Source organism: Lentzea fradiae, assembly GCF_900100955.1.
Classification (GTDB): Bacteria; Actinomycetota; Actinomycetes; order Mycobacteriales; family Pseudonocardiaceae; genus Lentzea; species Lentzea fradiae.
In genome coordinates, this window is record NZ_FNCC01000015.1 from 90,414 (window position 1) to 116,488 (window position 26,075).

A 26,075-nucleotide genomic window follows, 5' to 3' on the forward strand; every position below is an offset into this window, starting at 1 on the left:
ACCGACTCCCCTTCATCCGCGCGGATCGCTCCCGGCCTACGGCCTGTCGCCCGTGTACACGCCCAGCGCCCGGAACCGCAGGCCCGGCTCCTTGTACTCCTCCATCGCGTGCGCGATCCACCCCACGATCCGCGCGATCGCGAAGATGGCCTCCCCCGCGTCCGGCGGCATCTCGAACGTCAGCGCGAACTGGGCCAGTGCCAGGTCGACGTTCGGGAACGTCTGCGGCTGGGTCGCGATCACCTTGTCCGCCACGAGGTCGTCGTGCTCTCGCAGCAGCGCGAACAGGTGATCGGCGCGCGGGTCGCGGTGCTGGTAGACGCGGTGGCCGAAGCCCGGGATGGGCAGGCCCGCGCGGAGCTGCTCGGCCAGAGCGCTCATCGGGTCGGTCTCGGCGCGCGAGAGGAAGCGGTGCGCGATCGTCGTGGCGGCGCCGTGTTTCTGGCCCTCCATCGCGCCCAAGCCTGCCGACACCACGGCGTACGGGTGCGCGTGGGCGGAGGCCGCGACCCGTGCGGCCATCGTCGAGATCGCCAGGTCGTGGTCGGCCAGCAGGATGAGGGCCGCGTTCAGCAGGTCCGGCTGCGGCGGCTTGGGTGACAGGCGGGCCCACAGGCGTTCGGCGATGTCGGTGCCCTGCGGGCGCCCGATCATCGGCAGGGACTCGACGACGTCGGCGATCAGCGACTTGGCGGTGGTGATGCCCCGGTCGAGGTCGAACCTCAGCGGGTCGCCCGCGCCCGCGATGGCCACGGCCACACGGATGCGGTCGGTCAGGGTGGCGCTCTCGGGCAGGGCCATCCAGATCTCCTGGCCCTCGGGGAACTGCAGGCCCGTCGAGTCGTACTCGGTCCACAGCCAGTGCGCCACGTCCTCGAACCGTCTCGTGCTCGCCAACTCGGGGACGGACCGGCCGCGGTAGTAGAGACGGTCGTTCTCCAGCAGGGAGATGCGGGTGCGGATGCGATCCGTCACAGCGGCCACTGCTCCACGTGCACCAGTGCGCTGAGCCAGCTCTTCGACCTCGGTGACGTCGAACATGCTGGAGCGGTTGACCTTCTTGCTGGTCAGCAGCCCGCGACTGACATACGAGTACACCGTCGCCGGCTTCACGCCCAGGCGACGGGCAGCTTGATTTGTCGTCAACATTGATTCCATCAACGTTGACTGTACAAGACATGTTGACGGACGCTCTTGTCCATGTTGATTGATGCACCCAAAGGGCTTAAAGACGTCGTCGTCACCACGACCCTGATCGGGGACGTGAACGGTGCCGCGGGCTACTACCACTACCGCGAGCACGACGCGATCGAGCTGGCCAGGACTCGGTCGTTCGAGGACGTGTGGTTCCTGTTCGCCGAGGGGCGGCTGCCCGATCGGGACGAGGCCGCCGCGTTCGCGGCGGAGACGGCCGGACTGCGGCAGCTACCAGCGTCGATCCGCGAGGTGCTGCCCACAATCGCTCGATCGGGGTCGACCGCGCTGGCCGGCCTCAGGACGGCGTTGTCGATGTTGCCGTCGCAGCCGATGTGGGACGCGCCGATGAGCACGCGCAAGGCGGACGCCCTGCGGATCTGCGCCGTCACGCCGACCATCCTCGCCGCACTGCATCGACTCAAGCTCGGACTTGATCCCGTCGACCCCAGGGTTGATTTGTCAATGTCGGCGAACTGGTTGTACATGTTGACCGGACAGGAGCCGTCACCATGGACGAGCCGTGCTGTCGAGCAGTACTTGATCGCCACGATCGACCACGGGTTCAACGCGTCGACGTTCACCGCACGTGTCGTCGCGTCGGCCGGGGCGGACGTCGTCTCGGCGGTGACGGCGGCGATCGGGACGTTCTCCGGACCGTTGCACGGCGGCGCACCGGACAGGGCGCTGGAGGCGCTCGACCTGATCGGGTCGCCCGACAACATCGACGCCTGGGTCCGCGAGCGGATCGAGCAGGGCGATCGGATCATGGGCTTCGGTCACGCCGTCTACCGGACCGAGGACCCGCGGGCGCTCCTGCTCCGCGAGATCGCCCTGGAACGGCCGACGGACCTCACGCACTTCGCCGTGACCGTGGAGCGCAGGGTCACGGAACTGCTGGCCGAGCTCAAGCCGGGCCGGCAGCTGTACGCGAACGTCGAGTTCTACGCGGGCGTGGTGATGGAGCAGTGCGGCGTCCCACGCGAGATGTTCACGCCAACCTTCGCATGCAGCCGGGTGATCGGGTGGTGCGCCAACGCACTCGAACAGTCCGAGGACAAGAAGATCATCCGCCCGGTCGCCCGGTACACGGGCCCGGAACCGCACATCGCGAGGCAAGACAAAGACGCGAGGTAAGACAAAGAGAGGTGGCCAGGCCGCAGGCAGACGCAGGCCCGACACCCGCACGTCGCGTGGACGAAGCGACGCGCCACCCCGGACCGAACAACACCGGCTGGTACGTGACGCGCCGCCAGATCGGACACGGACACCGGCCGGTCAGGTGAGGTACCGCAGTTCGTCGTCCGCCCGGACCCGGTCGCGGTCGATGACGTCGGACGAGCCCGCCAGCCCCGCGAAACGGTCGCGGTGCCGGTCGAGCCACGCGGAGATGCCTGCCACTACGAGGACGATCACTGCAAGAGTCATGTCAGTAAGTTTGCGGCGGTCAATATCCTGCCAACAGTGGCAGACCTGACGATGCGCGCTAAAATCCTGCCATGCTGAGATCGGTGGCGGTTCCCCTCATCGACGGCGTCGCGCCGTTCGAGTTCGGGCTGCTCTGCGAGGTTTTCGGGGTCGACCGGACCGAGGAGGGCGTGCCGCTGGTCGACTTCCGGGTGTGCGGGGAGGTTCCGGACGAGCCGGTGCCGACGAACGTCCGGGGCGTCAGCATCACGCCGGAGCACGGGTTCGACGCGCTGCAGAGCGTCGACCTCGTCGCTCTTCCGGCCGCGCGGGTGCGCGAGGAGTACCCCGAGAGGCTGATCAAGGCACTCAGGGAGACCGACGCAACGCTGCTCAGCGTGTGCAGCGGGGCGTTCATCCTCGGTGCGGCGGGGTTGCTCGACGACCGGAACTGCACGACGCACTGGCGTGAGGTGCGCCAGTTCCGCGAGCGCTTCCCGAAGGCCCGGCTGGATCCGGACGTGCTGTTCGTCGACGACGGCGACATCGTCACGAGCGCCGGCACGGCCGCGGGCATCGACGCGTGCCTGCACCTGGTGCGGCGGGAGCTGGGCACGAAGGTCGCCAACGCCATCGCGCGCCGGATGGTCGTGGCGCCGCAGCGGGACGGGGGTCAGCGGCAGTTCGTGGAGGTGCCGATCCCGGAGTGCAGCTCCGACAGCCTCGAACCGGTGCTGACGAGGGTGCTGGAGACGATCGCGGACAGCCACACGGTGGCGTCCATGTCGAAGCTCGCCATGATGTCCGAGCGGACGTTCGCGCGCCGGTTCGCCGCGGAGACCGGGACCACGCCGAACAAGTGGCTGTCACTCCAACGGGTGCTTCACGCGCGCAGGTTGCTGGAGGAGTCAGATCTCGACGTCGACGCCGTCGCGGTTCGCTCGGGCTTCGGGACAGCCGCTCTCCTCAGGCACCACTTCCACCGCGTCGTCGGCGTAGCGCCGAGCGACTACCGCCGCACATTCGCCTGTCGTTAAGCCGGTGAAGATCTTCTCGGAGATCTCCCGCAGTGCCTGCACCTCAGTGTCGCTGAGCAGGTCGAACACCAGCTTGTGGACCGTCTCGGCGTGGGACGGCGCAGCCGCCTCGATCGCGGAGCGGCCGCGATCGGTCAGCACGACGAACGACCCGCGCCCGTCGCTGCCGCAGCTCTCCCTGCGCACCAGGCCGCGCTTCTCCATCCGGCCGACGTGGTGTGAGATGCGACTCTTCTCCCAGTTCAGCGACCGGGCGAGCTCCAGCACGCGGACCCGCTCCTCAGGCGTGTCCGTGAGCTGCACCAGCACCGCGAAGTCGGCCATCGAGATCTCCGACTCGGCGGACATCTGCCTGCTCAGGTGCGCGTTCAGCTCACTCTGCATGCGCACGTAGGCACGCCACGCACGCTGCTGCTCGGGCTCCAACCATCGTGTCACGAACTCAGCATACGGGAATAGTTGACACATCATCCAGGTTGCGGCATGGTGGGTGACACTTCAACCAAAAACCATTCCGAGCCAACCGAAGGACTGACCGACATGACCACGGCCACCAACCTCACCGAACTGACCGGCGACTACGTCATCGACGCTTCGCACTCCCGCATCGGCTTCGTCGCTCGCCACGCGATGGTCACGAAGGTTCGTGGTGCGTTCAACGAGTTCGACGGCAAGATCTCCATCGACGGCGAGAAGCCGGAGAACACCACCGCCGAGGTCGTCCTGAAGTCCGCGAGCATCGACACTCGCAACGCGCAGCGCGACGGCCACCTGACGACGAACGAGTTCCTGGACGTCGAGACCTACCCGGAGATCAAGTTCGTCTCGACCGCCGCGAAGCAGGTCGACGACAACAACTTCGAGATCTCCGGTGACCTCACCATCAAGGACGTCACCAAGAACATCACCATCCCGTTCGCCTTCGAGGGCGTGGCCGTCGACCCGTTCGGCAACACCCGCGTGGGCTTCGAGGGCTCCGTCACCATCAACCGCAAGGACTACGGCGTCAGCTGGAACGCGGCGCTCGAGGCCGGCGGCGTGCTGGTGAGCGAGAAGGTCGTCCTCGAGTTCGAGATTTCGGCCATCAAGCAGGGCTGACCCCGGCGGGGCCGGTCCGGGAAGGGCCGAACCCCAGCCAGTCACACCGCGGAAGTCCGGGTGCGCCACGAGCGCCCCGGACTTCCGCGTTTCCGGGTGAAAGACGCCCGATCGTCGTAATGCCGGGAGTGCCGTTCGTCCGCTCGCGGCACGGTCTTTGGGCTACCGTGACCGGCATGGCGACGCGCGTGTTCCTCGTCGACGACCACGAGATCGTCCGCCGCGGCATCGCGGACCTGCTCGGCGAGGAGTCCGACCTGGAGGTGGTCGGCGACGCCGCGTCGGTCGCGGAGGCCCTGTCGAAGGCACCGGGCGCCCAGGCCGACGTGGCGGTGCTCGACATCAGGCTGCCCGACGGCAACGGCATCGAGCTGTGCCGCGAGCTGCGCAGCAGGCTTCCCGGGCTGCAATGCCTGATGCTGACGAGCTTCGCCGACGACGAGGCCCTGTTCGACGCCATCATGGCGGGCGCGTCCGGCTTCGTGCTGAAGCAGATCTTGGGTGCCGACCTGGTCAACGCCGTGCGCACCGTCGCAGCGGGACAGTCCCTTCTGGACGCCCGCACGACGTCGGCGCTGCTGAACAGGATCCGCAGGGAACGCGAGGAGGGCGACCCGCTGCGCATGCTCAGCGAGCAGGAGCGCACGGTGCTCGACCTGATCGGCGAAGGTCTCACGAACCGGCAGATCGCCGAACGCATGTACCTGGCGGAGAAGACGGTCAAGAACTACGTCTCCCACCTGCTCGCGAAGCTCGGCATGCAGCGCCGCACGCAGGCGGCGGTGTTCGCGTCGCAGTTCCGCAAGGACGGCGACAAGTCCCGCTGAGGGCGGCTACAGGGGTACGCGCCACACCACGCGCGCCCCGCCTCCCTCAGGGGTGCGCACCCTGAACGTGCCGCCGAACTGCGCCGCGCGATGTGCCAGGTTGTACAGGCCGCTGCGCACGACCTCGTCAGGGATGCCCACCCCGTTGTCCTGCACGGTGATGACGATCTCCTCCCCCGCTTCGACCAGCACCGTCAGCTCGGTCGCGGAGGCGTGCCGGACGGCGTTCGTGACGGCCTCGCGCACCACGGCCTCCACGTGTTCGGCGAGCTCGGGCGGCACCGAGTTGTCGACCGTGCCGGACATGCGGACGGACGGGTTCAGGTGCGTGGCCTCGGTCAGGCCGGCCACCAGGTCGAGCAGGCGGCGACGCAACGACGTGCCGTCCGCCGAGTGCAGGTCGAAGATCGACGTGCGGATCTCGCGGACCGTCTCGTCGAGCTGCACGACCGCGGTCCGCAGGCGCGCGGCCACCTCCGGCTCGGTGATGCGGCGCAGGGTGGCCTGCAGGGTCAGCCCCGTGACGAACAGCCGCTGGATGACGTGGTCGTGCAGGTCGCGGGCGATGCGGTCGCGGTCCTCCAGCACGTCGAGCAACCGCTGGGAGCGCTGCTGTTCGGCGAACTCCAGCGCGACGGCCGCCTGGTCGGCGAACGACGCCAGCACCGGCACCTGGTCCGGCAGGAAGCGCGACCCGCCCGTCCTGCGCAGCACGACCAGGGCGCCCGTGACGATGGTGCCGGAGCGCAGCGGCACGGCCAGTGCCGGGCCGAACGCCGAGCGCAGGTCGTCCACCAGCAACGGGACGCCGGAGCGGACCACCTCGTCCACCGCGTAGTCGCGCGCGTCGAAGCCGCCGATCGTCATCCCGGCCTGGGCGGCCAGCGCCAGCGGCGTGTGCCGGTCGTCGCCGAGGACCACGAACGCGGAGTCGGCGCCCGCCAGCTCCAGGGTGCGCTGGGTGATCAGGCGCAGCGCGTACTCGCCGGACGCGCCGCCCAGCAGCTCCGAGTTGACCTCGCCGATGGCCTCCAGCCACCGCTCGCGCATGCGGGAGCGCTCGAACAGCCGGGCGTTCTCGATCGCGATGCCGGCCGCGGCGGCCAACGCCTGCAGCACCGCCTCGTCGTCGGCGGTGAACTCGGCGGCGCCGATCTTCTCGGTCATGTAGAGGTTGCCGAACACCTCGTCGCGCACGCGCACCGGCACACCGAGGAAGCTGTGCATCGGCGGGTGGTTCGGCGGGAAGCCCACGGACATCTCGTGCCGGGAGAGGTCGCGCAGCCGCAACGGCGTCGGGTCCTTGATCAGCAACCCCAGCAGGCCCTTGCCCTGCGGCAGGTGACCCATCTCGCGCCTGGTCGCGTCGTCCACGCCGACGTGCAGGAACCTGGCCAGGTCGTCGCGGGTGCCGAGCACTCCCAGCGCCCCGTACCGCGCGCCCACCAAATCGGCCGCCGCCTGGACGATGCGTTGCAGCGTCGACTCGAGCTCCAGCCCGGACGCGACGGCGAGCACGGCGCCCAGCAGCTCCTGCATGTGGTCGCGGGTGGTGACGATCTCGTCCATGCGGTCGCGCACCTCGTCGAGCAGCTCTTCGAGGTCGCGGTGACCGGGCACGTCAGGCACGCCGACAAGGTTGGCACACTTTCGCGCATCGCACGGCCCTGCCGATCGGGGACCTTCGGCCGTGGCCGGACGGCGGAGAGCGACGCACAGTGGGTCCATGACGATCGCCGTGCCCGGATCGCTCGGACTCGCGGGCGAGGCCGTGCGCGGTGTCCTGGCGCTCGCGAGGACGGCGGCTCCCGCCGTCCGGTTCGAGGTGCGGCCCGAGCAGATCGAGCTGCACACCACCACCCCGCACACCAGGGACACCCGGATCGCCTGCGGTGTCGCGCTGCTGAACGTGCGGCTGGCGTTGCAGGGACACGGAATCCGTCCACTCGTGACGCTGCTGCCGGGCCAGAGCGCGGCGGGAGCCGCCGCGGCCGTGCGGCTGGGCGGTCACCAGGAGCCCGGCCCGGACGTGCTGGCGTTGCTGCACGCGTTGCGCACCCACCGCCGGACGTGGCCCGCGTTCCCCGGACCGGCGTCGTGGCGCGGCCTGCTGGCGCGCGCGGCCGAGGTCGAACGTGCGTGGATGCACGTGCGGAGCAGCGTCGAGCTCGTGCTCTGCACGTTCAACCAGGGCTCCGCCGCGGAGATCCGCGCGGGACAGGCCATGCAGCGCGTCGTGCTCACCGCGGGCACGGCGGGCATCCGCGTCACTCCCGAGCTGGGCCGGGTGAGCCTGCCGGCTCTGCGCGCGGACCTGCGCCCGTACCTGGGCAGCACGCTGGTGCCGCAGCTGGTGCTGCGGCTGCGGACCGGGTAGCTCCACAGTGGACCGTCAGTGCGACAACACCGCCCTCCACAGCAGCCTCGCGAGCTCCGGGTGGCAGATGTCGTTGTGCGCGCCCGCGATCCCGTCGATGCGGCGGATCACCGACGAGCAGTCGACGTTGTGCACCTGTCCCCTGCGCAGCTCACCGGGTGAGCCGATCCGGTGGCCGTGCGCGTAGGTGCCCTGCACGCCGTGCGAGCCGAGGCCGCCGTACTTCGGGTAGGAGTCCAGGTCGACCTGACGCCCCCACCGCGCGGCCAGCGGGTAGAACCGGCCGATCGCGTGGTCGTGCGACGACGTCGTCACGATGATCGGGCCCGGCACCCGGCCGAGCACGCCGCGGAAGTGACCGGAACCCGGCTCATCGGGAAGCCGTTCCGCGAACGACCACAGCGACATGGCGCCCTGCACCAGGGTCAGCGTCGCGGCCGGCACCACGATCGCCATCGCGGTCGCGGTGATGCAGCCGAAGCTGTGACCCATCAGGTGGATGCGGGCGGCGGGAGCGACCTGGGCGACCTCCCTCGCGATGCGCGCGGCACCGCTCTCGCCGAACACCCTCGCGCGCCGCTTCATCTTCCAGAACGTCAGGATCCGCAACGGGGACAGGATGCCGCCCAGTGCCGGGTCCTCCAGGCAGGCGCGGTAGAGCTGCTCGGGGTCGAACGGCATCCCGTCCTCACCCGGCAGGTCGGGAACCGAGCCTTCCAGGTACTCGTAAGCCTGTTTGACGGTGGCGGACATCCGGCACGGGTGGTCGCGCGCCGCCTCGACGATCGCGCGCACCGCGGCCGTGCGCCCGGCACCGCCGCCGAGCCGCGCGGCCTGCGCCTTGATGAACTCGTCCGACCGCACGTCCTCGTCGCCCCACGCCTTCGACGGCCAGTGCAGCCCTACGAGCAAAGCCTTGAAACCGCCGGGAAGCCGGTGCGCGGCCTCACGTTCGGCACGGCAGCCGGCCATCGTCGCGACCCACTGCCCGTACTGGTGCCGGGCGGCAGGCACGTCGCCGTTCCACCCGTGGATGAAGAAGAACACGTCGGTGACGCCGCGGCGGGCGTCGTACAGGACGTCCGCGCTTTCGCGCCCCCGCTCGTTACCGGTCTCGTCGAAACAGACGAGGTGATAGCTGATGTCGTGGCCTGGCACGGATTCTCGGGACATCGCGGATCACCACCACACAAACAATGCGCCTCTGTCCCAGGGGTATCGGAACGGTGGCGGCTCATGTGTAGGCCCTGCGATCAGGAAAACCCGTTCGGACCAGGGAAATCACTCCCGATTGCGCCGGTAGTGGCGTGCCGCGCGAACCCTGTTGCCGCACGAGGGTGAACACCACTCGCGGCGTGGATGGTCCTTCACGAAGTACAGCACGCAGCCCGGCGCGTGGCAGGCGCGCAACAGGACGCGGTCCTCACCGGTGAACAGCGCGATGGCCTCCGCCGCGATCGACGCGCGCTCCCGGTCCGCAGGAGAACCTTCACTTTCGTTGTGCTGCAACAGCTTCCCGGACTCGACCGTCAGCTGCGGCCATCGCCGGGCGCTCTTCGCCGCACGGTTGACCTCAGCCACAGCACGGCCGAGGTCGCGGTCCTGCGCGATCGCACGCGTGTCCTCGGTGAGCACACCGGCGAGGTCGCGCAACGCCTGTCGCAACGCACGGAACGCCACCAGGTCGTCCTCGTCCACCGGCACGCCGAGGAAGTCGCGGAGCCCGGCGACCGCGGTCAGGTCGTCGTGCAGCCGCGACCTGCTGGCCCAGATGGTGTTCATCAGCAGGACCGGGCGCGGCTCGTCGGGCGTCAGCACGTCTAACGGTAACACACACTTGCATCCATTAGGTTCTCATTCTAACGTTTGCAGGGTCTCTCAACCGTTGGAAGGACCACCGTGGCACTCGTACCCCCGTTCGACGCCGAGACCGCCCGCCTGAAGGTCCAAGCGGCCCAGGACGCCTGGAACACCCGCGACCCGCAGCGCGTCGCCGGGGCTTACACGCCGGACTCGGTGTGGCGCAACAGGTCGGAGTTCGTGCGCGGCACGGACGAGATCGTCGCGTTCCTGACCCGCAAGTGGGAGCGCGAGCACGAGTACGTGCTGCGCAAGTCGCTGTGGGCCTTCGGCGGCAACCGCATCGCCGTGCGCTTCCAGTACGAGTGGCACGACGACGAGGGCCGGTGGTGGCGCAGCTACGGCAACGAGAACTGGGAGTTCGCGCCATCCGGCCTGATGTCGCGGCGCGAGGCGAGCATCAACGACGTGCGCATCGCCGCCGAGGACAGGCGGATCGACCCCTCGTCGACCTACGAGATCCCGGCGGAGTGACCGCGATGCACGTGGAAGCGTTGTGGCGTTACCCGGTGAAATCGCTGGGCGGCGAACCCCTCCAGGAGGCCGAGTTCACCTCCGACGGCGTGGCGGGCGACCGGCTGGTGCACGTGCAGGGGCCTCGTGGCGTCCTGACCGGGCGCACGAGGTACGGCCTGCTCACGATTCCCACGAGCACCGGTCCCGACGGCCCGCTCGTGGACGGACATCCCTGGGACAGCTGGCAAGCGCACGAGAAGGTGCTGCCGTTCGGCGGCAGGCTGACCCGCTACACCGGACCGGAGCGGTTCGACGTGCTCAACGTGCTGGTGGCGACGGACGGCCAGGTGGCGGCGGCCGGAGTCGAGGTGCGGCGGCTGCGGCCCAACATCCTGATCGGCGGCGTCGAGGCCGGTGCCGAGCAGGGGTGGCCCGGCCACGCGCTGGTGATCGGCGACGTGGTGATCGGCATGTTCCAGCAGCGGGCCCGGTGCGTGGTGACGACGATCGACCCCGACACCGGCGCACAGGACCTCGACGTGCACCGGCGCATCCGGCGCGAGTTCGGCGGCGTGCTGTGCCTGGACAGCTGGGTCGTGCGGCCCGGCCTCGTCCGCGTGGGCGACCCGGTCGAGGTGGTGCCGACCGACGAGCTGCCCGGCCGCGTCGGCGGGTGGGTCGTCGGCCGGCCCTACGCCGTCTAAGCCTCGTCCAAGCCGCGCCTCGAGAAGTGCTGTCCGTAACGACCCGCCCGCTCGCGACTCTCTTTCGTGTTTCCCGCCGGGTACGCGGGGGCCCTACGTTCCCTCCCATAGGACGCGGGGCCCCCGCGTCCTAAAGCCACGTCACGCAGAGGAGGCGGGGCCGCTGTATGGATGACACACGGTCGGGTGCGTGGCGGCAGAAGGGACAGCACGTCCGGCGCAGTGCTCAGATGTTGCGCCGGTACTGACCGCCGACCTCGAAGAACGCCTCGGTGATCTGGCCGAGAGTGCACACGCGGGCCGCGTCCATCAGCACCGCGAACACGTTCTCGTTCGTCTGCGCGACCTCGCGCAGGCGGGCGAGAGCCTTCTGGGCCTCGTCGCGGTGCGCGGCCTGGAACGCGCGCGTGCGCTGGACCTGCGACTCCTTCTCCTCCTCTGTGGCGCGGGCGAGCTCGATCTTCACGACCTCGCGCTCACCGCCCTCCGGCAGGAAGGTGTTGACTCCCACCAACGGCAGCGAGCCGTCGTGCTTGCGCTGCTCGTAGAGCATCGACTCGTCCTGGATGCGGCCGCGCTGGTAGCCGGTCTCCATCGCGCCCAGCACGCCGCCGCGTTCGGAGATGCGGTCGAACTCCATCAGGACCGCCTCCTCGACGAGGTCGGTCAGCTCGTCGATGACGAACGAGCCCTGCAACGGGTTCTCGTTCGCCGACAGGCCCCACTCCTTGTTGATGATCATCTGGATGGCCATCGCACGGCGGACGGACGACTCCGTCGGAGTGGTGATCGCCTCGTCGTAGGCGTTGGTGTGCAAGGAGTTGCAGTTGTCGTACAGCGCGCACAACGCCTGGAGGGTGGTGCGGATGTCGTTGAAGTCCATCTCCTGCGCGTGCAGCGAACGGCCGGACGTCTGCACGTGGTACTTGAACTTCTGCGAACGCTCCGAAGCGCCGTAACGGTCGCGCATGGCCACGGCCCAGATCCGCCGGGCCACGCGGCCGATGACGCTGTACTCGGCGTCCATGCCGTTGGAGAAGAAGAACGACAGGTTCGGCGCGAAGTCGTCGATGTGCATGCCGCGCGCCAGGTACGACTCCACGTAGGTGAAGCCGTTGGCGAGCGTGAAGGCGAGCTGGCTAATGGGGTTCGCCCCGGCCTCGGCGATGTGGTAGCCCGAGATCGACACCGAGTAGAAGTTGCGGACCTGCTGCTGGATGAACCACTCCTGGATGTCCGCCATCATGCGCAGCGAGAACTCCGTGGAGAAGATGCAGGTGTTCTGGCCCTGGTCCTCCTTGAGGATGTCGGCCTGCACCGTGCCGCGCACGCTGGCCAGCGCGAACGCCCGCAGCTGCTGGTACTCCTCCGCCGACGGCTCGCGGTCGTGCTCGGAGCGGAACTTCTCGACCTGCTGGTCGATCACGGTGTTGAGGAAGTACGCGAGGATCGTCGGCGCCGGGCCGTTGATCGTCATCGAGACCGACGTGGTCGGCGCGACCAGGTCGAAGCCGTCGTACAGCGCCTTCATGTCGTCGAGCGACGCGATCGAGACACCGGACGTGCCGATCTTGCCGTAGACGTCCGGCGGGGTGTCGGGGTCGCGGCCGTAGAGCGTCACCGAGTCGAACGCCGTCGACAGGCGGGTGGCCGGGCTGCCCTTCGACAGGTACTTGAAGCGGCGGTTCGTGCGGAACGCGTCGCCCTCGCCCGCGAACATGCGGGCCGGGTCCTCGCCCTCGCGCTTGAACGGGAAGACGCCGGCGGTGAACGGGAAGTAGCCCGGCAGGTTCTCCTTGCGCAGGAAGCGCAGCAGCGAGCCCTCGTCGTCGTAGCGGGGCAGGCTGACCCGGCGGACCTGGTTGCCGGACAACGTCTCCCGCGTCAAGCGGGTGTGGATCTCCTTGTCCCGCACCTTGAACACGAGCTCGTCGCCCGAGTACTGCTCGCGGACGGTCTCCCAGCCGGTCAGCAGCTCCGCGGTGTCGCGCTCGACCTTGCGCTCCGCCTCACCGGCCAGCTCCGCGATGTCGGCCGTCGTGCGGCCGGCGGCTTCCAGCGCCTTCTGGGCGGCGGTGAGCTGGGTGTGCGCGCGGACCGCCGCGACCTGTTCCTCGGTCTTGCGGTGGTAGTCGCGGATCGTGTCGGAGATGTCGCTCAGGTAGCGGGCACGGGAGGCGGGCACGACCGTCGACGCCGACGTGGACGTCTTGCCGCTGACCGGCGCGAGCGCGCCCTCCTCCACGGACAGGCCGTGCTCCACGAGGCCGTCGCGCAGGAACTGGTAGAGCGCGGTGACTCCGTCGTCGTTGAACGTCGCGGCGGACGTGCCGAAGACCGGCATGTCCTCCCATTTGGCGCCGAACGCCTCGCGGTTGCGCACCATCTGCCGCGCCACGTCCCGGCGGGCGTCCTCGGCGCCGCGGCGCTCGAACTTGTTGATGGCGACGGCGTCGGCGAAGTCGAGCATGTCGATCTTCTCCAGCTGCGACGCGGCACCGAACTCCGGCGTCATCACGTACAGCGAGAAGTCGACGAACGGCACGATGGCCGCGTCTCCCTGACCGATACCCGGCGTCTCGACGATGACCAGGTCCGCACCGGACGCCTTGCACGCCACGATGGCCTGCTCCAGCCCGTCCGGGATCTCGCTGCCCGCACGGCGCGTGGCCAGCGAGCGGAAGAACACGCGGTCGCCGTCGAGGCAGTTCATGCGGATGCGGTCGCCCAGCAGCGCTCCACCACCACGGCGGCGCGTCGGGTCGACGGCGAGCACGGCGATGCGCAGCTTGTCCTGCTGGTCGAGCCGGAACCGGCGCACCAGCTCGTCGGTGAGCGACGACTTGCCGGACCCGCCGGTGCCCGTGATGCCCAGGACCGGCACCTTGCGGGTGGACGTCAGCGGCTCGGCCGTGCCGGCCTCGATGTGCGTGATCGCGCGCGCCAGGGCCTCGTCGGACCCCGTCAGCAGCGCGTCCTGGCTGAACGGCTCGGTGAGCGCGTGGTCGCACTCCTCGATCATCAGGTTGATCATCCTGGCGAGCCCGAGCGACTGCCCGTCCTGCGGCGAGAAGATCCGCGCGACGCCGCGCGAGTGCAGCAGCTCGATCTCCTCCGGCACGATGACGCCGCCACCGCCGCCGTAGACGCGGATGTGCCCCGCGCCGCGCTCGTTCAGCAGCTCCACGAGGTACGAGAAGTACTCGACGTGCCCGCCCTGGTAGGCGCTGATGGCGACGCCCTGCACGTCCTCCTGGATCGCGGCGTCCACGACCTCCGCCACCGACCTGTTGTGGCCGAGGTGGATGACCTCCGCGCCCTGCGACTGCAGGATCCGCCGCATGATGTTGATCGCCGCGTCGTGGCCGTCGAACAGGCTGGACGCGGTCACGAACCGCACCGGGTTCGCCGGCTTGTGCAGTGGGATCGCCATGAGAATAGTTTGACTTCCTACTATTGGACGTGCAACCGAGGGTGGTCCAGGTCTCTGGATCGAGCAGGAAGACGGTCGGGGGTCGAGCTTCGGGCGGACGGGTGGAGTTCCGGTCGACGGCGGCTCTCAGCCGCGAGAGGCGCTGCGGGCAAGGCCACACGGCGGGCAAAGGCGGCGCGGCGAATCGGCGCGGCCGAACCGAACCGCCTAGCGGGTCGCGGCGGCACCCCACTCGTGTGCGATCGCCGCGGCCTCACCGCGCGAGGCGACGCCCAGCTTCTCCAGGATCTTCGCGACGTGGAACTTCACCGTGGACTCGCTGATGTGCAGGTCCACCGCGATGTCGCGGTTGCGCCTGCCGCGGGCGAGCTGGCCCAGCACCTCCAGCTCGCGGGCGCCGAGCACGGTCAGCGGGTCCTCGCGCGGGTTCTCCGGCGGGCCCAGCGGCACCTCGATGACCACGGTCGTGCCCCAGCCGGGGACGGCGTCGACCTCCGCCTTGCCGCCGAGCGGGCCCAGGCGTTCCGCGGCGTGGCGGCGGTCGAGGCTGCCGCACGACAGGGTGCCGGGACCGTCGTCGCGCACGGTGGCCTTCAGGACCGCGCCGACGACCCGCCAGGTGACGTGGACGCGGCCCACGTCGCGCTGGTCGTCGAGCATCGCGTGCACGGCGGAGCGGACCACGGCTCCGGCGGTCGCCAGCACCTCGGCGGGGACCACGCGGTCCGCTCCCTCTTCCGCGCCGGGCGGGCCCACGTCGAGGCGCACGCCGCGGCCTCGCAGGACCCGGCACAACGACTCGGTGAGGCGGGCGAAGGCGTCGCCGACGCGTTCCTCGGTCAGAGCGCTGACCAGTTCGGCACGGGAGCGCAGCTCGGTCAGGGCGGTGACGGCCAGCTCCACGGCGCGGGTGCGGGCGGGTGCGTCGTCCAGCGAACGGTCGCGCAGCACGCCGAGCAGCGCCGTCAGTGCGGTGCCGTAGGCGTCGCCGAGGTCGGAGATGGTCATGGCGCGGGCCGCCGCGGCGGCCCTGGACACCGCGAGCGTGGCGGGCACGGCCTCGTTGCGCAGACCTTCGAGGTGCGCGGTGACCAGGTCCCACAGCGTGTGGGCGTCCGACAGGACCTCCTGCGGCACGGGTGTGTCGTCGGTGCGGATGAACACCAGCATCGAGGTCGTCTCGGGAACGTCACTCGTCAGTACGACGAGGGGCAGCTCCACATCCGCCACAACGGCCCGTCCCTGCCAGGTGCCGCTCGCGGGCACCGACTCCCGCAGGGTGGCGAGGTCGGCCATCGTGAGCCGCAGCCCGCGGGGGTCGCCGCGGAACTTGAAGGGCGCGAACGTGCAGTTGGACAGCTCCGCGACCGCCTGGTGGGGGATGCTGCCGGCGAACGCCGCGGACAGCCTCGGCAACGTCTCCCCCATGGGCGCCCGCAACACCTCGACGGCCGTCTTCAGCTCCATGACTTCGAGGGTAGTTCCGCTCGACCGGGTGGACGCTGGTCTTCCGGACAGCGGGAACTGGCCGAACGGCTGGCTCAGGTGCCGCACCCCGGCCATCAAGATCGACGGACGGTCATCAGCCGGACACACGAGCACTGGAGCGAGACATGAAGGCGATCACCTACACCGAGTTCGGCGGCCCCGAGGTCCTGCGGTTCGGTGAGGTCGAGGAGCCGCACGCCGGACCGGGTCAGGTGCGGCTGCGGGTCGTGGCGGCGGGGGTCAACCCGCTCGACCACAAGATCCGCAACGGGTGGATGCCGGACATGGCGCCGCCGTTCCCGGTGGTGCCCGGCCTGGAGGCCGCCGGGGTCGTCGACGAGGTCGGCGAGGGCGTGACCGGGGTCGCGGCGGGCGACGAGGTCCTGGGCTGGACCGCCACCGGCGCGTACGCCGAGTTCGCACTGTCCACCGACTTCGCGCCGAAGCCGCCCGGCCTGGACTGGGACCTCGCCGCGGCGTTGCCCACGGCCGTCGAGACGTCGGTGCGCGTGCTCGACGCCCTCGGCGTCGGGGAGGGCGACACGCTGCTGCTGCACGGCGCCGCGGGCGTGGTCGGCGCGGTCGGCGTCCAGCTCGCGGTGGCCAGGGGTGCGACGGTCGTCGGCACGGCCTCGCCCGGCAACCACGACTTCCTGCGGTCGCTGGGCGCGATCCCGGTCGTCTACGGCGACGGTCTCGCCGACCGGGTCCGCGCCGCCGCGCCGCAGGGCGTCGACGCCGTCTATGACGCAGCCGGGCAGGGCGACCTGCCGATGTCGATCGAGCTGCGCGGCGGCACCGACCGGATCGTCACGATCGCCGACCCGGCGGCCTTCGAGCTGGGCGTCACGTTCTCCGGTGACGGCGCGCCGTTCGGCGACCGGCTCGGCGAGTACGCGCGGCTCGCCGCCGAGGGCGGGATCACCGTGCGGATCGCGGGGACGTTCGCGCTGGCCGACGCCGCGAAGGCGCAGGAGCTGAGCGCGACCGGTCACGCCGGCGGGAAGATCCTGCTGCGGCCGTAGCGGCCGGTCAGAGGACGACGGTCGGCTGGACGGGCACGACGGGGGCGCACCGGGCGATCGTCACGGCGTGGGCGAGCCCGGCCAGCTCGTCCACCTCGCCCGTGGCCGCCTGGTGCAGGTGGTCGAGGGCGCGGGCGAGCAGCAGCTCCGCCTGCTGCAACGACCACCTCCTGCCCTCCTCCGCCTGCGTGCGCGGGTCGCCCCCGGCCGCGAGCACGGCCACCACGGGAAGGCTGCGGCGGTGGCGCGCCAGGTCCACCGGCAGGGACAGCACGTCGTCCACGTGCCTGCGCGCCAGGCCGACGTCGTCGCCGAACTCCCGCAGGTGGTCCGCCTGGCGCCGGCTCGCGCCGGTGGCCAGCGCGCCCAGCTCGCAGGCCAGCGCCGTCAGCGAGCTGTGCTTCGCGGCCGCCACCCCGAGGTGCTCGGACAGGTCGACGTCGGCGCGGTCGGCCATCTCCAGCTCTTGGACGTATCCGTCCACAACGGACATCAGCGTGCCGTTCAACGCCATCGCCTCCGCCGCCGTGACCCGCGCGAAAGCCATGCACAGCACCGTGTCCGCGGCCGTCACGACCCGGTCGTAGCCGAACTCCGACCGCGGGCCACCGGTCGCGGCCGGGTTCATGAGGTCGGCGTGCAGCTGTTCGTGCAGCGCGGTGAGCTCCATGGCGACGGCGAGAGCCGTCACGTCCGCGTCGCCGACGGCCTCCGCGGACAGCACCGTGAGCGCGGCCGTCGAGAAGTCCCGCGACCGCAGGCCGAGCTCGACGACCTCGCGGGTCTCGCCGGGCAGTCCGGCCACCGCGGCCCGCAGCGGCGGCTCGACCGCCTCGCGTACCCGCCGCGGCACGTCCGCCGGTGACGCGGCCAGCTCGACGATCGTCATGCGCGTTCCTCTCCAGACACCGAGGGCACGACGCTAAACCCGCTGGTCAGCGCCACGGGCGCGATTGCCACTGTCGTGTCGAAACCAGGCACGATCCGGGGAGCGGGACTAGGTTGATGTTGAACGGGTTGTCGTCACCATCACCCGAACGTGATCATCGCTTCTCCTGAGGGGACTGACCGTGCGCTACACCAAGCTCGCCGGCATGGACGTGTCCGAGATCTGCCTCGGCATGATGAGCTACGGAGACCCGGCCAGGGGCAACCACTCGTGGTCGTTGCCGGAGGAGGAGTCCCGGCCGTTCATCAAGGCCGCGCTCGACGCCGGGATCAACTTCTTCGACACCGCGAACGTGTACTCGAACGGGTCGTCCGAGGAGATCACCGGCCGTGCACTGAACGACTTCGCGCGCCGCGAGGACGTCGTGCTCGCCACCAAGGTGCACGGCCGGATGCGGGAGGGCGCGAACGGCTCGGGCCTGTCCCGCAAGGCGATCTTCGCCGAGATCGACAACTCGCTGCGCCGCCTGGGCACCGACTACGTGGACCTGTACCAGATCCACCGGTTCGACCCGCCCGTGCCGCTGGAGGAGACGCTCGAAGCGCTGCACGACGTCGTGAAGTCCGGCAAGGCGCGCTACATCGGCGCGTCCTCGATGTACGCGTGGCAGTTCGCGAAGGCGTTGTTCACCCAGCGCGCCAACGGCTGGACGCGGTTCGTGTCGATGCAGAACCACTACAACCTCCTCTACCGCGAGGAGGAGCGCGAGATGCTGCCGCTGTGCGCGGACCAGGGCATCGCCGTGATCCCGTGGAGCCCGCTGGCCAGGGGCCGGCTGGTCCGCGACTGGGACGCCACGACCGCCCGCACCGAGACCGACGAGTTCGGCTCCACCCTGTACGTGGAGTCGGACCGCGCGATCGTGGAGAAGGTGGCCGAGGTCGCCTCCGCCCGCGGGGTGTCACGGGCGCAGGTGGCGCTGGCGTGGCTGCTGCGCAACCCCGTCGTCACGGCGCCGATCATCGGCGTGACCAAGCCCGCGCAGCTCGGCGACGCGGTGGCGGCGCTGGAGTTCGAGCTCACCGAGGACGAGGTGCGGTCGCTGGAGTCGGCCTACGCACCGCACCGCATCGCCGGGCACGTCTAGCGCACGGGGTCCTTCTGAAGCTCGGCGAGCAGCTCGTTCTGGCCCACCAGCAGCTCGCTCAGTATGCGTCTGGCGGCTCTGAGCAGCTCTGCCACGTCGGCGCCCGCGAGGGAGTAGACCACCGTCGACCCCTCGCGGGTGGCCGTCACTATCCCCGACCTGCGCAGCACGGCGAGCTGGGCGGAGAGGTTGGACGCCTCGACGTCGATCTCGGCGAGCAGCTCGCGCACCGCCTTCGGCCCGTCCTGCAGCAGCTCCAGCACCCGGATGCGCACGGGGTGCCCGAGCATGCGGAAGAACTCGGCCTTGGCCTGGTACAGCGGAACCGGCACGGTCACTTCACCCCGTGTTCGGCGGCGAGCCTGCGCAGGTTGGCCAGGTCGGCGCCGTGCACCTCGGCGGCGTAGGCGTCCTGGCGCTCCCCCGCCTCGCGCACGGCCTGTTCGGCCTGCTCGATGCGGGCGAGGAGGTTGTCCCGGAACTCGTTCACGGCATCACGCCCTGTCGAATTGAAGAAGTCTTCAACTCACCAGGCTACACCGCGCCGCACCCGTCGCCGCAGAAGCCACTTCCGAGCGTTGAAAACGGCGCAGAAGCGGACTTACACTCGCGATCGTGCCGAATCTGCGGATCAGCGAGGCCGCCGCGCTGCTCGGGGTCAGCGACGACACCGTGCGGCGGTGGATCGACCAGGGCCGCCTCGGGTCGGTGACGCTCGGCAACGGCCGCAAGGGCGTCAGCGGGACGGAGCTGGCGACGTTCGCCCAGTCGCTGACCGAGGCCGGCGAGCCGGGGGTCACGGTCGCGGCCTCCGCGCGCAACCGGATGCGGGGCATCGTCACGCGCGTCCTCAAGGACGGCGTCATGGCCCAGGTCGACATGCAGGCGGGGCCGTTCCGCATCACGTCGCTGATGAGCAGGGAGTCCGCGGACGAGCTGGGACTCGAGGTGGGCAGCATCGCCGTGGCGTCCATCAAGTCCACCCACGTCGTCGTGGAGATCCCGGAGGCCCTGCGGTGAGACGGGTCCTCGCGCTGGCTCTGCTGCTCGCGGGGTGCGGGGCCACCCCGGCCGCGACCACCGGCGGCGGCGAGATCACCGTGTTCGCGGCGGCGTCGCTCACCGGGTCGTTCACGGAGCTGGGCGAACGGTTCGAGGCCGCGCACCCCGGCGCGAAAGTGCGGTTCAACTTCGCCGGAAGCTCCGCGCTCGCACAGCAGATCAACCAGGGCGCGCCCGCCGACGTGTTCGCGTCCGCCGCTCCCGCGAACATGAAGCAGGTGACGGACACCGGGGCGGTCACGGAGACGCCCGTGACGTTCGCGAGGAACACTCTGCAGATCGCCGTCCCGAAGGGGAACCCGGCCGGGATCACCGGCCTGGGTGACTTCGCCAAGGCGGACCTGAAGATCGCGTTGTGCGCGGAGCAGGTGCCGTGCGGGGCGGCGGCGAAGAAGGTCTTCGAGGCCGCGAACGTCACGGCCGCACCGGACACGCTGGAGCAGGACGTGAAGGCCGCGCTGACGAAGGTGGCGCTCGGCGAGGTCGACGCGGCGCTCGTCTACCGCACCGACGTGCGCGCCAACGACAAGGTGGACGGGCTCGACTTCGCCGAGGCCGGCCAGGTGGTCAACGACTACCCGATCGCGACCGTCGCCAAGGCCCCGAACCCAGCCACGGCACGGGCGTTCGTCGGCTTCGTGCTGTCGGCCGAGGGACGCGAGGTGCTCACGGCCGCCGGGTTCGCGGCGCCGTGAGGCAACGGCTGCCCGTCGTCCTGGTCCTGCCCGCGCTGGCCGGGCTCGCGTTCCTGCTCGTGCCGTTGATCGGACTCCTGGTCGAGGCGCCCTGGACGACCCTGCCGTCCCAGCTGGTCAGCGCCGAGGTCGGGGAGGCGCTGAAGCTGTCGCTGGTCTGCGCGTCGCTCGCCACGGTCGTGTGCCTGGTGCTCGGCGTGCCGCTCGCGTGGCTGCTGGCGCGCGGCGACCTGCCGGGGACGGGGGTGGTGCGGGCGCTGGTCACGGTGCCGCTGGTGCTGCCCCCGGTGGTGGGCGGCGTGGCGTTGCTGCTGGTGCTGGGACGGCGCGGGCTCGTCGGTCAGCACCTCGACGCGTGGTTCGGCGTCTCGCTGCCGTTCACCACGGCGGGGGTCGTGGTCGCGGAGGCGTTCGTCGCCATGCCGTTCCTGGTCATCTCGGTCGAGGGTGCGCTCAGGGCCGCCGACCGGCGTTACGAGGAGGCCGCCGCCACGCTCGGGGCGTCGCGCTGGCTGACGTTCCGGCGGGTGACGCTGCCCGGTGTCCTGCCGGGAGTGGTGGCGGGCACCGTGCTGTGCTGGGCCCGCGCGCTCGGCGAGTTCGGCGCGACGATCACCTTCGCGGGCAACTTCCCCGGCACGACGACGACCATGCCGCTCGCCGTCTACCTGGCGCTGGAGACCGACCCGGACGCCGCGATCGTGCTCAGCGTCGTGCTGCTGCTGGTCTCGGTGGCGGTGCTGGCGGGCCTGCGCGACAGGTGGATCCGCGCATGACGCTGCACGCGGAGCTGCGCGTCCGGCGCGGCGGCTTCGACCTCGGCGTGGACCTCGGCGTCGAACGCGGCGAGGTCGTGGCGCTGCTCGGCCCGAACGGCGCGGGCAAGACCACCGCGTTGCGCGCCCTCGCCGGACTGACCCCGGGCGGCCGGGTCACCTGCGACGGGTCCGCGTGGGACGGTCTGCCCGCCGAGAGGCGGCCGGTCGGCGTGGTGTTCCAGGACTACCTGCTGTTCGCGCACATGAGCGTGCTCGACAACGTCGCGTTCGGGCCGCGCGCCCGCGGCACCCGCAAGGCCGAGGCCAACGCCCGCGCGCTCGACCACCTGCGGCAGGTCGGGCTGGAGGACTTCGCGAAAGCCAAGCCCCGCACGCTCTCGGGCGGCCAGGCGCAACGCGTCGCGCTCGCCCGTGCGCTCGCCACGTCACCGGAGCTGCTTCTGCTGGACGAACCGCTGGCGGCGCTGGACGCGAGCACCCGGCTGCGCGTCCGTTCGGAACTGGCCAGGCATCTGCGGACGTACGAGGGACACACGCTGCTGGTGACGCACGATCCGTTGGACGCGATGGTGCTCGCCGACCGCATCGTCATCCTGGAGGGCGGCCGGGCCGTGCAGGAGGGCGCGCCACGTGAGGTCGTCCGGCAGCCGCGCACCGACTACGTCGCCCACCTCGTCGGCCTGAACTTCTACCGCGGCACGGCCCACAGCACCGAGGTGCGGCTCGACGACGGCGGCACCCTCACCGTCGCGGAGCCGGCGGACGGCCCGGTGCACGTGGTGTTCCCGCCGTCAGCCGTCAGCCTCTACCAGGAGAAACCCGCCGGAAGCCCGCGCAACACGTGGCCGGTGACCGTGTCCGGCATCGAGCAGCACGCCCACACGACCCGCGTCGACCTCGACGGCTCCCCCGCCGTGCTGGCCGACGTCACGACCGCGACCGTAGCCGAACTCCGGTTGCAGCCCGGCGACGAGCTGTGGGCGTCGCTGAAGGCGACGGAGATCCACACCTATCCGCGCTAGACGAACGCGCTCTCCCCGGTGATCGCCTTGCCGACGATCAGCGTGTTCATCTCGTATGTGCCCTCGAACGAGTAGATCGCCTCGGCGTCGGCGAAGAACCGGGCCACGTCGTAGCCGAGCACGATGCCGTTGCCGCCGACGATCTCGCGCGACCAGGCGACGACCTCGCGCATCCGGGACGTGACGAACGCCTTCGCGAGCGACGAGTGCTCGTCCTGGAAGACTCCCGCGTCCTGCAGCCGGGCCAGCTGCACGAGCATGCCCCAGGAGGCGGTGATGTTGCCGAGCGAGCGCACCAGCTTGTCCTGCACCAGCTGGAACCCGGCGATCGGGCGGCCGAACTGCTCGCGCTCCCGCGTGTAGGCGAGTGCGATCTCGTAGGCGCCGACCATCACGCCGAGCGCCTGCCACGCGACGCCGCCGCGGGTGGCGCGCAGGATCTCCGCGACGTCGCGGAACGACTCGATGCCCTGCAGCCGGTTCGCCTCCGGTACGCGCACGCCGGTCAGGGTGATCTCGGCGTTCTCGACGATCCGGAGCCCGGTCTTGCCCTCGATCTTCTCCGCGGCGAAGCCCGGCGCGCCCTTCTCGACGACGAAGCCCTTGACCTGGTCGTCCTCGACGTCACGGGCCCACACGACGACGTAGTCGGCGAAGGTGGCGTTGCCGATCCACCTCTTCGCGCCGTCGAGAACCCACTCGTCGCCCTCGCGGCGGGCCGTGGTGCGCATGCCGCCCGCGACGTCCGAGCCGCCGAGCGGTTCGGTCATCGCGAACGCGCCGATCTTGTCCATCGCCGCCATCGCGGGCAGCCAGCGGTCGCGCTGCTCCTGCGAGCCGCCCGAGTAAATCGAGTACATCGCCAGCCCGTTGTGGACGCCGAAGAACGTGGCGACGGACGCGTCCGTGCGGCTCATCTCCATCGCCAGCATGCCGCTGAGCAGGTTGCTAACGGCGCCGTGGTGCTCGCCGTAGCCCTCGTACGACAACGCGGTGAGGCCCGCCTCACGGAACTTCGCGATCAGCTCGTGCGGGAACTCGCCCCTGTCCCAGTACTCGGTGACCAGCGGCCTGACCTCCGCGGCCAGGAACTCGCGGGCGCCGAGCAGGATCTTCCGCTCCTCGTCGCCCAGCAACGCCTCGTAGTCGTAGAAGTCGGCCGTCAGCTGCGTCATGCCCTGGGATCGACCGCGACACGCCGGTTGAACCGTGATCTTCAGCTCACCCGCAGGTGAGTCACTCGATGGGGTGGTTTTCGCTGGTAGCCGCGTTTTGTAGATCGAGTGTAGAGATTTTGTGGCATAGATTGTCCCGTGGGCATCTTCGACAAGATCCGCGGCGAGTTCATCGACATCATCGAGTGGACCGATGACAGCCGGGACACCATCGTGTGGCGCTTCCCTCGTTACGAGAACGAGATCAAGATGGGCGCGAAGCTCACGGTCAGGGAGTCCCAAGCCGCCGTCTTCGTGAACGAGGGACAGGTCGCCGACGCCTTCCCGCCCGGCATGTACACGCTGTCGACGCAGAACGTGCCGATCCTGTCCACGATCAAGGGCTGGAAGTACGGCTTCAACTCCCCGTTCAAGGCCGAGGTGTACTTCGTCAACACCCGGCAGTTCACCGACCTCAAGTGGGGCACGCAGAACCCGATCATCCTGCGCGACCCCGAGTTCGGCATGGTCCGGGTGCGCGCGTTCGGCGGCTACGCGATCCGCGTGATCGAGCCCGTCGCGCTGCTCAAGGAGCTCGCCGGCACCGACCCGCACTTCCGCACCGAGGAGGTGTCGGACTACCTGCGCACGATGGTCATCGGCAAGCTCGGCCCGTCGATCGCGGCCGCCGGCGTGCCCATGCTCGACCTCGTCACCCAGCAGGACGCGATCTCCGGCAAGATCGCCAACGCGCTCAACCTCGAGCTGCGCCAGGTCGGCATCGAGATCTCGAAGTTCGTCATCGAGAACATCTCGGTCCCGCCGGAGGTCGAGGCCGCGATGGACAAGCGCACCCAGATGGGCGTGCTCGGCAACCTCGACCAGTACACGCAGTTCCAGACCGCCAACGCGATCGAGACCGCGGCGGCGAACCAGGGCACCGTCGGCGACGGCATGGGCATCGGGCTCGGCATGGCGCTCGGTCAGCGCGCCGTGCAGCAGAACGCCCAGCAGCAGGCCCAGCAGCAGGCCCCCGCCCCGGCGCAGCAGCAGGCCGGTCCCCCGCCGCTGCCCCAGGGCGAGCAGTGGTTCATCGGCGCGAACGGACAGCAGCTCGGCCCGTTCGACCGCGCGGCGCTCGGCGGGCAGGTCTCGGCGGGCACGCTGACCAGGGACACGCTGGTGTGGAAGGCGGGCATGTCCGAGTGGACCGCCGCGGGCCAGGTGCCGGAGGTCTCGGCGCTGTTCGGCTCGGCCCCGCCGCCGCTGCCGCAGGTCTGAGCCGGTTCGAACGCCTCCCAGGGGTCCCCACATGTCCGAACCAGGTTTCTCGCAGGGCGACGTCGCGAACACCACCTACCCGTGCGGTGGCTGTGGCGCGCGGCTGGAGTTCGCCCCCGGCACCACCGCGCTGCAATGCCCGTACTGCGGGCACCGGCAGGAGATCGCGGTGGGCGACCGCACGATCCGCGAGCTGCTGTTCAGCGAGCTCTCCGGCCTCGACCGCAAGCCGGTCGGCTCGATCGGCAAGTACGTCTTCGTGTGCCAGCGTTGCGCCGCGCGGACGGAGACGAACGAGACGGCGAGCCTGTGCCAGTTCTGCGGCTCACCGCTCGTGATCGACCCGAACGCGTCCGGTCAGCTCGTGCCCGAGGGCGTGCTGCCGTTCGCGTTCGACCGCGGTGCGGCGTCCGAGCATCTGAAGAAGTGGGCGTCGTCGCGGTGGTTCGCGCCTTCCGCGTTGAAGAAGGTCACCACGGCCGAGTCGACGAAGAGCACGTACATCCCGCACTGGACGTACGACTCGCAGACGGTCTCGGACTACAACGGTGCGCGCGGCGAGTACTACTACGTCACCGAGACCTACCAGCAGGACGGCGAGACCAAGACCCGTCAGGTCCGGCACACGCGGTGGTACCCCACGCGCGGACGGGTGGCCAGGGACTTCGACGACGTGCTGGTGCCCGCCACGGCGCAGCTGCCGGTGCCGGTGCTGGACAAGCTCCAGCCGTGGCCGCTGCCGGACGCCGTCCCGTACCAGCAGCAGTACCTCGCCGGGCACTTCGCGCTGCGCTACGACCTCGAACCCGAGAGCGGGTTCGAGGAGGCGAAGAAGCGGATGGCGCCGGTCATCGAGAACGACTGCCGCACCGACATCGGCGGCGACGTGCAGCGGGTGGACACGGTCGCCACCAGGCACAACAACGTCACGTTCAAGCTGATGCTGCTGCCGGTCTGGGTCGCGACGTACATCTACGCGGGCAAGAGCTGGCAGGTGCGCGTCAACGGCCGCACCGGCGAGATCCACGGCGAACGTCCGTGGAGCAAGGCCAAGATCGCCGCCGCGGTGCTGCTCGCGCTGGTGCTGATCGTGACGATCGGCTACCTCATGTCCCGCAACGGAGCCTGACCCGGCCGGTC

26 protein-coding genes and 1 pseudogene are annotated in these 26,075 nt (G+C 70.2%); 15 read left to right on the forward strand and 12 right to left on the reverse strand.

Annotation, left to right across the window (positions count from 1 at the left end; all coding sequences use genetic code 11):
• Positions 1-36 precede the first annotated feature (36 nt).
• The gene (locus tag BLT23_RS31305; RefSeq protein WP_090055720.1) at positions 37-1,158 is read right to left on the reverse strand and encodes a citrate synthase; all 1,122 of its coding nucleotides are present in this window, start codon (positions 1,156-1,158) and stop codon (positions 37-39) included.
• Between the two features lie 42 nt (positions 1,159-1,200).
• Here BLT23_RS31305 and BLT23_RS31310 point away from each other — a divergent pair, with 42 nt between their 5' ends.
• Positions 1,201-2,331: a citrate/2-methylcitrate synthase gene (locus BLT23_RS31310; RefSeq protein ID WP_090055723.1), complete on the forward strand. Its 1,131-nt coding sequence runs from the start codon at positions 1,201-1,203 to the stop codon at positions 2,329-2,331.
• A gap of 141 nt (positions 2,332-2,472) precedes the next feature.
• On the opposite strand, the gene BLT23_RS41045 is transcribed toward BLT23_RS31310, so the two are convergent.
• Positions 2,473-2,622, reverse strand: a complete 150-nt coding sequence (locus tag BLT23_RS41045; protein WP_176946998.1) for a hypothetical protein — start codon at positions 2,620-2,622, stop codon at positions 2,473-2,475.
• Positions 2,623-2,693: 71 nt separating this feature from the next.
• On the opposite strand from BLT23_RS41045, the gene BLT23_RS31315 reads away from it, so the two are divergent.
• A complete protein-coding gene (locus tag BLT23_RS31315) occupies positions 2,694-3,638 on the forward strand; it encodes a helix-turn-helix domain-containing protein (protein ID WP_090055726.1) in 945 nt (314 codons plus the stop codon).
• Positions 3,639-3,773: 135 nt separating this feature from the next.
• Here the strand turns inward: BLT23_RS31315 and BLT23_RS31320 are convergent.
• A pseudogene (locus BLT23_RS31320) lies at positions 3,774-4,109 on the reverse strand (MarR family winged helix-turn-helix transcriptional regulator); the annotation flags it as partial.
• A gap of 69 nt (positions 4,110-4,178) precedes the next feature.
• Here BLT23_RS31320 and BLT23_RS31325 point away from each other — a divergent pair.
• Both BLT23_RS31325 and BLT23_RS31330 read left to right on the forward strand, forming a co-directional pair.
• Positions 4,179-4,736: a YceI family protein gene (locus BLT23_RS31325; RefSeq protein ID WP_090055729.1), complete on the forward strand. Its 558-nt coding sequence runs from the start codon at positions 4,179-4,181 to the stop codon at positions 4,734-4,736.
• 176 nt (positions 4,737-4,912) lie between these two features.
• Positions 4,913-5,563: a response regulator gene (locus BLT23_RS31330; protein ID WP_090055733.1), complete on the forward strand. Its 651-nt coding sequence runs from the start codon at positions 4,913-4,915 to the stop codon at positions 5,561-5,563.
• A gap of 6 nt (positions 5,564-5,569) precedes the next feature.
• On the opposite strand, the gene BLT23_RS31335 is transcribed toward BLT23_RS31330, so the two are convergent.
• Complete coding sequence (locus BLT23_RS31335; RefSeq protein WP_245744412.1) at positions 5,570-7,132, reverse strand: GAF domain-containing sensor histidine kinase; 1,563 nt, start codon at positions 7,130-7,132, stop codon at positions 5,570-5,572.
• 157 nt (positions 7,133-7,289) lie between these two features.
• Between BLT23_RS31335 and BLT23_RS31340 the strand changes: the two genes are divergently transcribed.
• The gene (locus tag BLT23_RS31340; RefSeq protein WP_090055739.1) at positions 7,290-7,940 is read left to right on the forward strand and encodes a hypothetical protein; all 651 of its coding nucleotides are present in this window, start codon (positions 7,290-7,292) and stop codon (positions 7,938-7,940) included.
• Between the two features lie 15 nt (positions 7,941-7,955).
• Here BLT23_RS31340 and BLT23_RS31345 read toward each other — a convergent pair whose 3' ends face one another.
• Together BLT23_RS31345 and BLT23_RS31350 are read right to left on the reverse strand one after the other, a co-directional pair.
• The gene (locus BLT23_RS31345; protein ID WP_090055744.1) at positions 7,956-9,113 is read right to left on the reverse strand and encodes a hypothetical protein; all 1,158 of its coding nucleotides are present in this window, start codon (positions 9,111-9,113) and stop codon (positions 7,956-7,958) included.
• Positions 9,114-9,221: 108 nt separating this feature from the next.
• Entirely contained in the window at positions 9,222-9,758 is a 537-nt protein-coding gene (locus tag BLT23_RS31350) for a CGNR zinc finger domain-containing protein (protein ID WP_245744376.1), read from the reverse strand.
• An 81-nt stretch (positions 9,759-9,839) separates the two neighbouring features.
• Between BLT23_RS31350 and BLT23_RS31355 the strand changes: the two genes are divergently transcribed.
• Together BLT23_RS31355 and BLT23_RS31360 are read left to right on the forward strand one after the other, a co-directional pair.
• Positions 9,840-10,274: a nuclear transport factor 2 family protein gene (locus BLT23_RS31355; RefSeq protein ID WP_090055748.1), complete on the forward strand. Its 435-nt coding sequence runs from the start codon at positions 9,840-9,842 to the stop codon at positions 10,272-10,274.
• Between the two features lie 5 nt (positions 10,275-10,279).
• Positions 10,280-10,960, forward strand: a complete 681-nt coding sequence (locus BLT23_RS31360; RefSeq protein ID WP_090056120.1) for an MOSC domain-containing protein — start codon at positions 10,280-10,282, stop codon at positions 10,958-10,960.
• A gap of 226 nt (positions 10,961-11,186) precedes the next feature.
• Here BLT23_RS31360 and icmF read toward each other — a convergent pair whose 3' ends face one another.
• Together icmF and BLT23_RS42120 are read right to left on the reverse strand one after the other, a co-directional pair.
• Entirely contained in the window at positions 11,187-14,393 is a 3,207-nt protein-coding gene (gene icmF / locus BLT23_RS31365) for a fused isobutyryl-CoA mutase/GTPase IcmF (RefSeq protein WP_090055752.1), read from the reverse strand.
• A gap of 207 nt (positions 14,394-14,600) precedes the next feature.
• Positions 14,601-15,860 (reverse strand): helix-turn-helix transcriptional regulator, encoded by a 1,260-nt coding sequence (locus tag BLT23_RS42120; protein ID WP_090055756.1) that lies wholly within the window; start codon positions 15,858-15,860, stop codon positions 14,601-14,603.
• A 146-nt stretch (positions 15,861-16,006) separates the two neighbouring features.
• On the opposite strand from BLT23_RS42120, the gene BLT23_RS31375 reads away from it, so the two are divergent.
• Positions 16,007-16,906 (forward strand): NADP-dependent oxidoreductase, encoded by a 900-nt coding sequence (locus BLT23_RS31375; RefSeq protein ID WP_090055759.1) that lies wholly within the window; start codon positions 16,007-16,009, stop codon positions 16,904-16,906.
• A 7-nt stretch (positions 16,907-16,913) separates the two neighbouring features.
• Here BLT23_RS31375 and BLT23_RS31380 read toward each other — a convergent pair whose 3' ends face one another.
• Positions 16,914-17,795, reverse strand: a complete 882-nt coding sequence (locus BLT23_RS31380; protein ID WP_090055762.1) for a polyprenyl synthetase family protein — start codon at positions 17,793-17,795, stop codon at positions 16,914-16,916.
• Between the two features lie 181 nt (positions 17,796-17,976).
• Here BLT23_RS31380 and BLT23_RS31385 point away from each other — a divergent pair, with 181 nt between their 5' ends.
• The gene (locus tag BLT23_RS31385) at positions 17,977-18,942 is read left to right on the forward strand and encodes an aldo/keto reductase (RefSeq protein ID WP_281248922.1); all 966 of its coding nucleotides are present in this window, start codon (positions 17,977-17,979) and stop codon (positions 18,940-18,942) included.
• On the opposite strand, the gene BLT23_RS31390 is transcribed toward BLT23_RS31385, so the two are convergent.
• Together BLT23_RS31390 and BLT23_RS41050 are read right to left on the reverse strand one after the other, a co-directional pair.
• Positions 18,939-19,274 (reverse strand): ArsR/SmtB family transcription factor, encoded by a 336-nt coding sequence (locus BLT23_RS31390; protein ID WP_090056128.1) that lies wholly within the window; start codon positions 19,272-19,274, stop codon positions 18,939-18,941. The two genes, BLT23_RS31385 and BLT23_RS31390, sit on opposite strands and share 4 nt — an antisense overlap.
• 2 nt (positions 19,275-19,276) lie before the next feature.
• Positions 19,277-19,432, reverse strand: a complete 156-nt coding sequence (locus tag BLT23_RS41050; RefSeq protein WP_176946999.1) for a hypothetical protein — start codon at positions 19,430-19,432, stop codon at positions 19,277-19,279.
• Positions 19,433-19,557: 125 nt separating this feature from the next.
• Here BLT23_RS41050 and BLT23_RS31395 point away from each other — a divergent pair, with 125 nt between their 5' ends.
• Genes BLT23_RS31395 through BLT23_RS31410 form a run of 4 tightly spaced genes read left to right on the forward strand, consistent with a single transcriptional unit; the run spans position 19,558 to position 22,500 of the window.
• The gene (locus BLT23_RS31395; protein WP_090055765.1) at positions 19,558-19,962 is read left to right on the forward strand and encodes a TOBE domain-containing protein; all 405 of its coding nucleotides are present in this window, start codon (positions 19,558-19,560) and stop codon (positions 19,960-19,962) included.
• A complete protein-coding gene (gene modA, locus BLT23_RS31400) occupies positions 19,959-20,699 on the forward strand; it encodes a molybdate ABC transporter substrate-binding protein (protein ID WP_090055768.1) in 741 nt (246 codons plus the stop codon). Before BLT23_RS31395 ends, modA begins: the two co-directional genes overlap by 4 nt.
• Complete coding sequence (gene modB, locus BLT23_RS31405; protein WP_090055771.1) at positions 20,696-21,475, forward strand: molybdate ABC transporter permease subunit; 780 nt, start codon at positions 20,696-20,698, stop codon at positions 21,473-21,475. Before modA ends, modB begins: the two co-directional genes overlap by 4 nt.
• Complete coding sequence (locus tag BLT23_RS31410) at positions 21,472-22,500, forward strand: ABC transporter ATP-binding protein (protein ID WP_090055774.1); 1,029 nt, start codon at positions 21,472-21,474, stop codon at positions 22,498-22,500. Before modB ends, BLT23_RS31410 begins: the two co-directional genes overlap by 4 nt.
• On the opposite strand, the gene BLT23_RS31415 is transcribed toward BLT23_RS31410, so the two are convergent.
• Positions 22,497-23,675 (reverse strand): acyl-CoA dehydrogenase family protein, encoded by a 1,179-nt coding sequence (locus tag BLT23_RS31415; protein WP_090055777.1) that lies wholly within the window; start codon positions 23,673-23,675, stop codon positions 22,497-22,499. The two genes, BLT23_RS31410 and BLT23_RS31415, sit on opposite strands and share 4 nt — an antisense overlap.
• 138 nt (positions 23,676-23,813) lie before the next feature.
• Between BLT23_RS31415 and BLT23_RS31420 the strand changes: the two genes are divergently transcribed.
• Together BLT23_RS31420 and BLT23_RS31425 are read left to right on the forward strand one after the other, a co-directional pair.
• Positions 23,814-24,935, forward strand: coding sequence for an SPFH domain-containing protein (locus BLT23_RS31420; protein ID WP_090055780.1), 1,122 nt, complete (start codon positions 23,814-23,816; stop codon positions 24,933-24,935).
• A 31-nt stretch (positions 24,936-24,966) separates the two neighbouring features.
• Positions 24,967-26,064 (forward strand): TFIIB-type zinc ribbon-containing protein, encoded by a 1,098-nt coding sequence (locus BLT23_RS31425; RefSeq protein WP_090055783.1) that lies wholly within the window; start codon positions 24,967-24,969, stop codon positions 26,062-26,064.
• Positions 26,065-26,075: the final 11 nt, after the last annotated feature.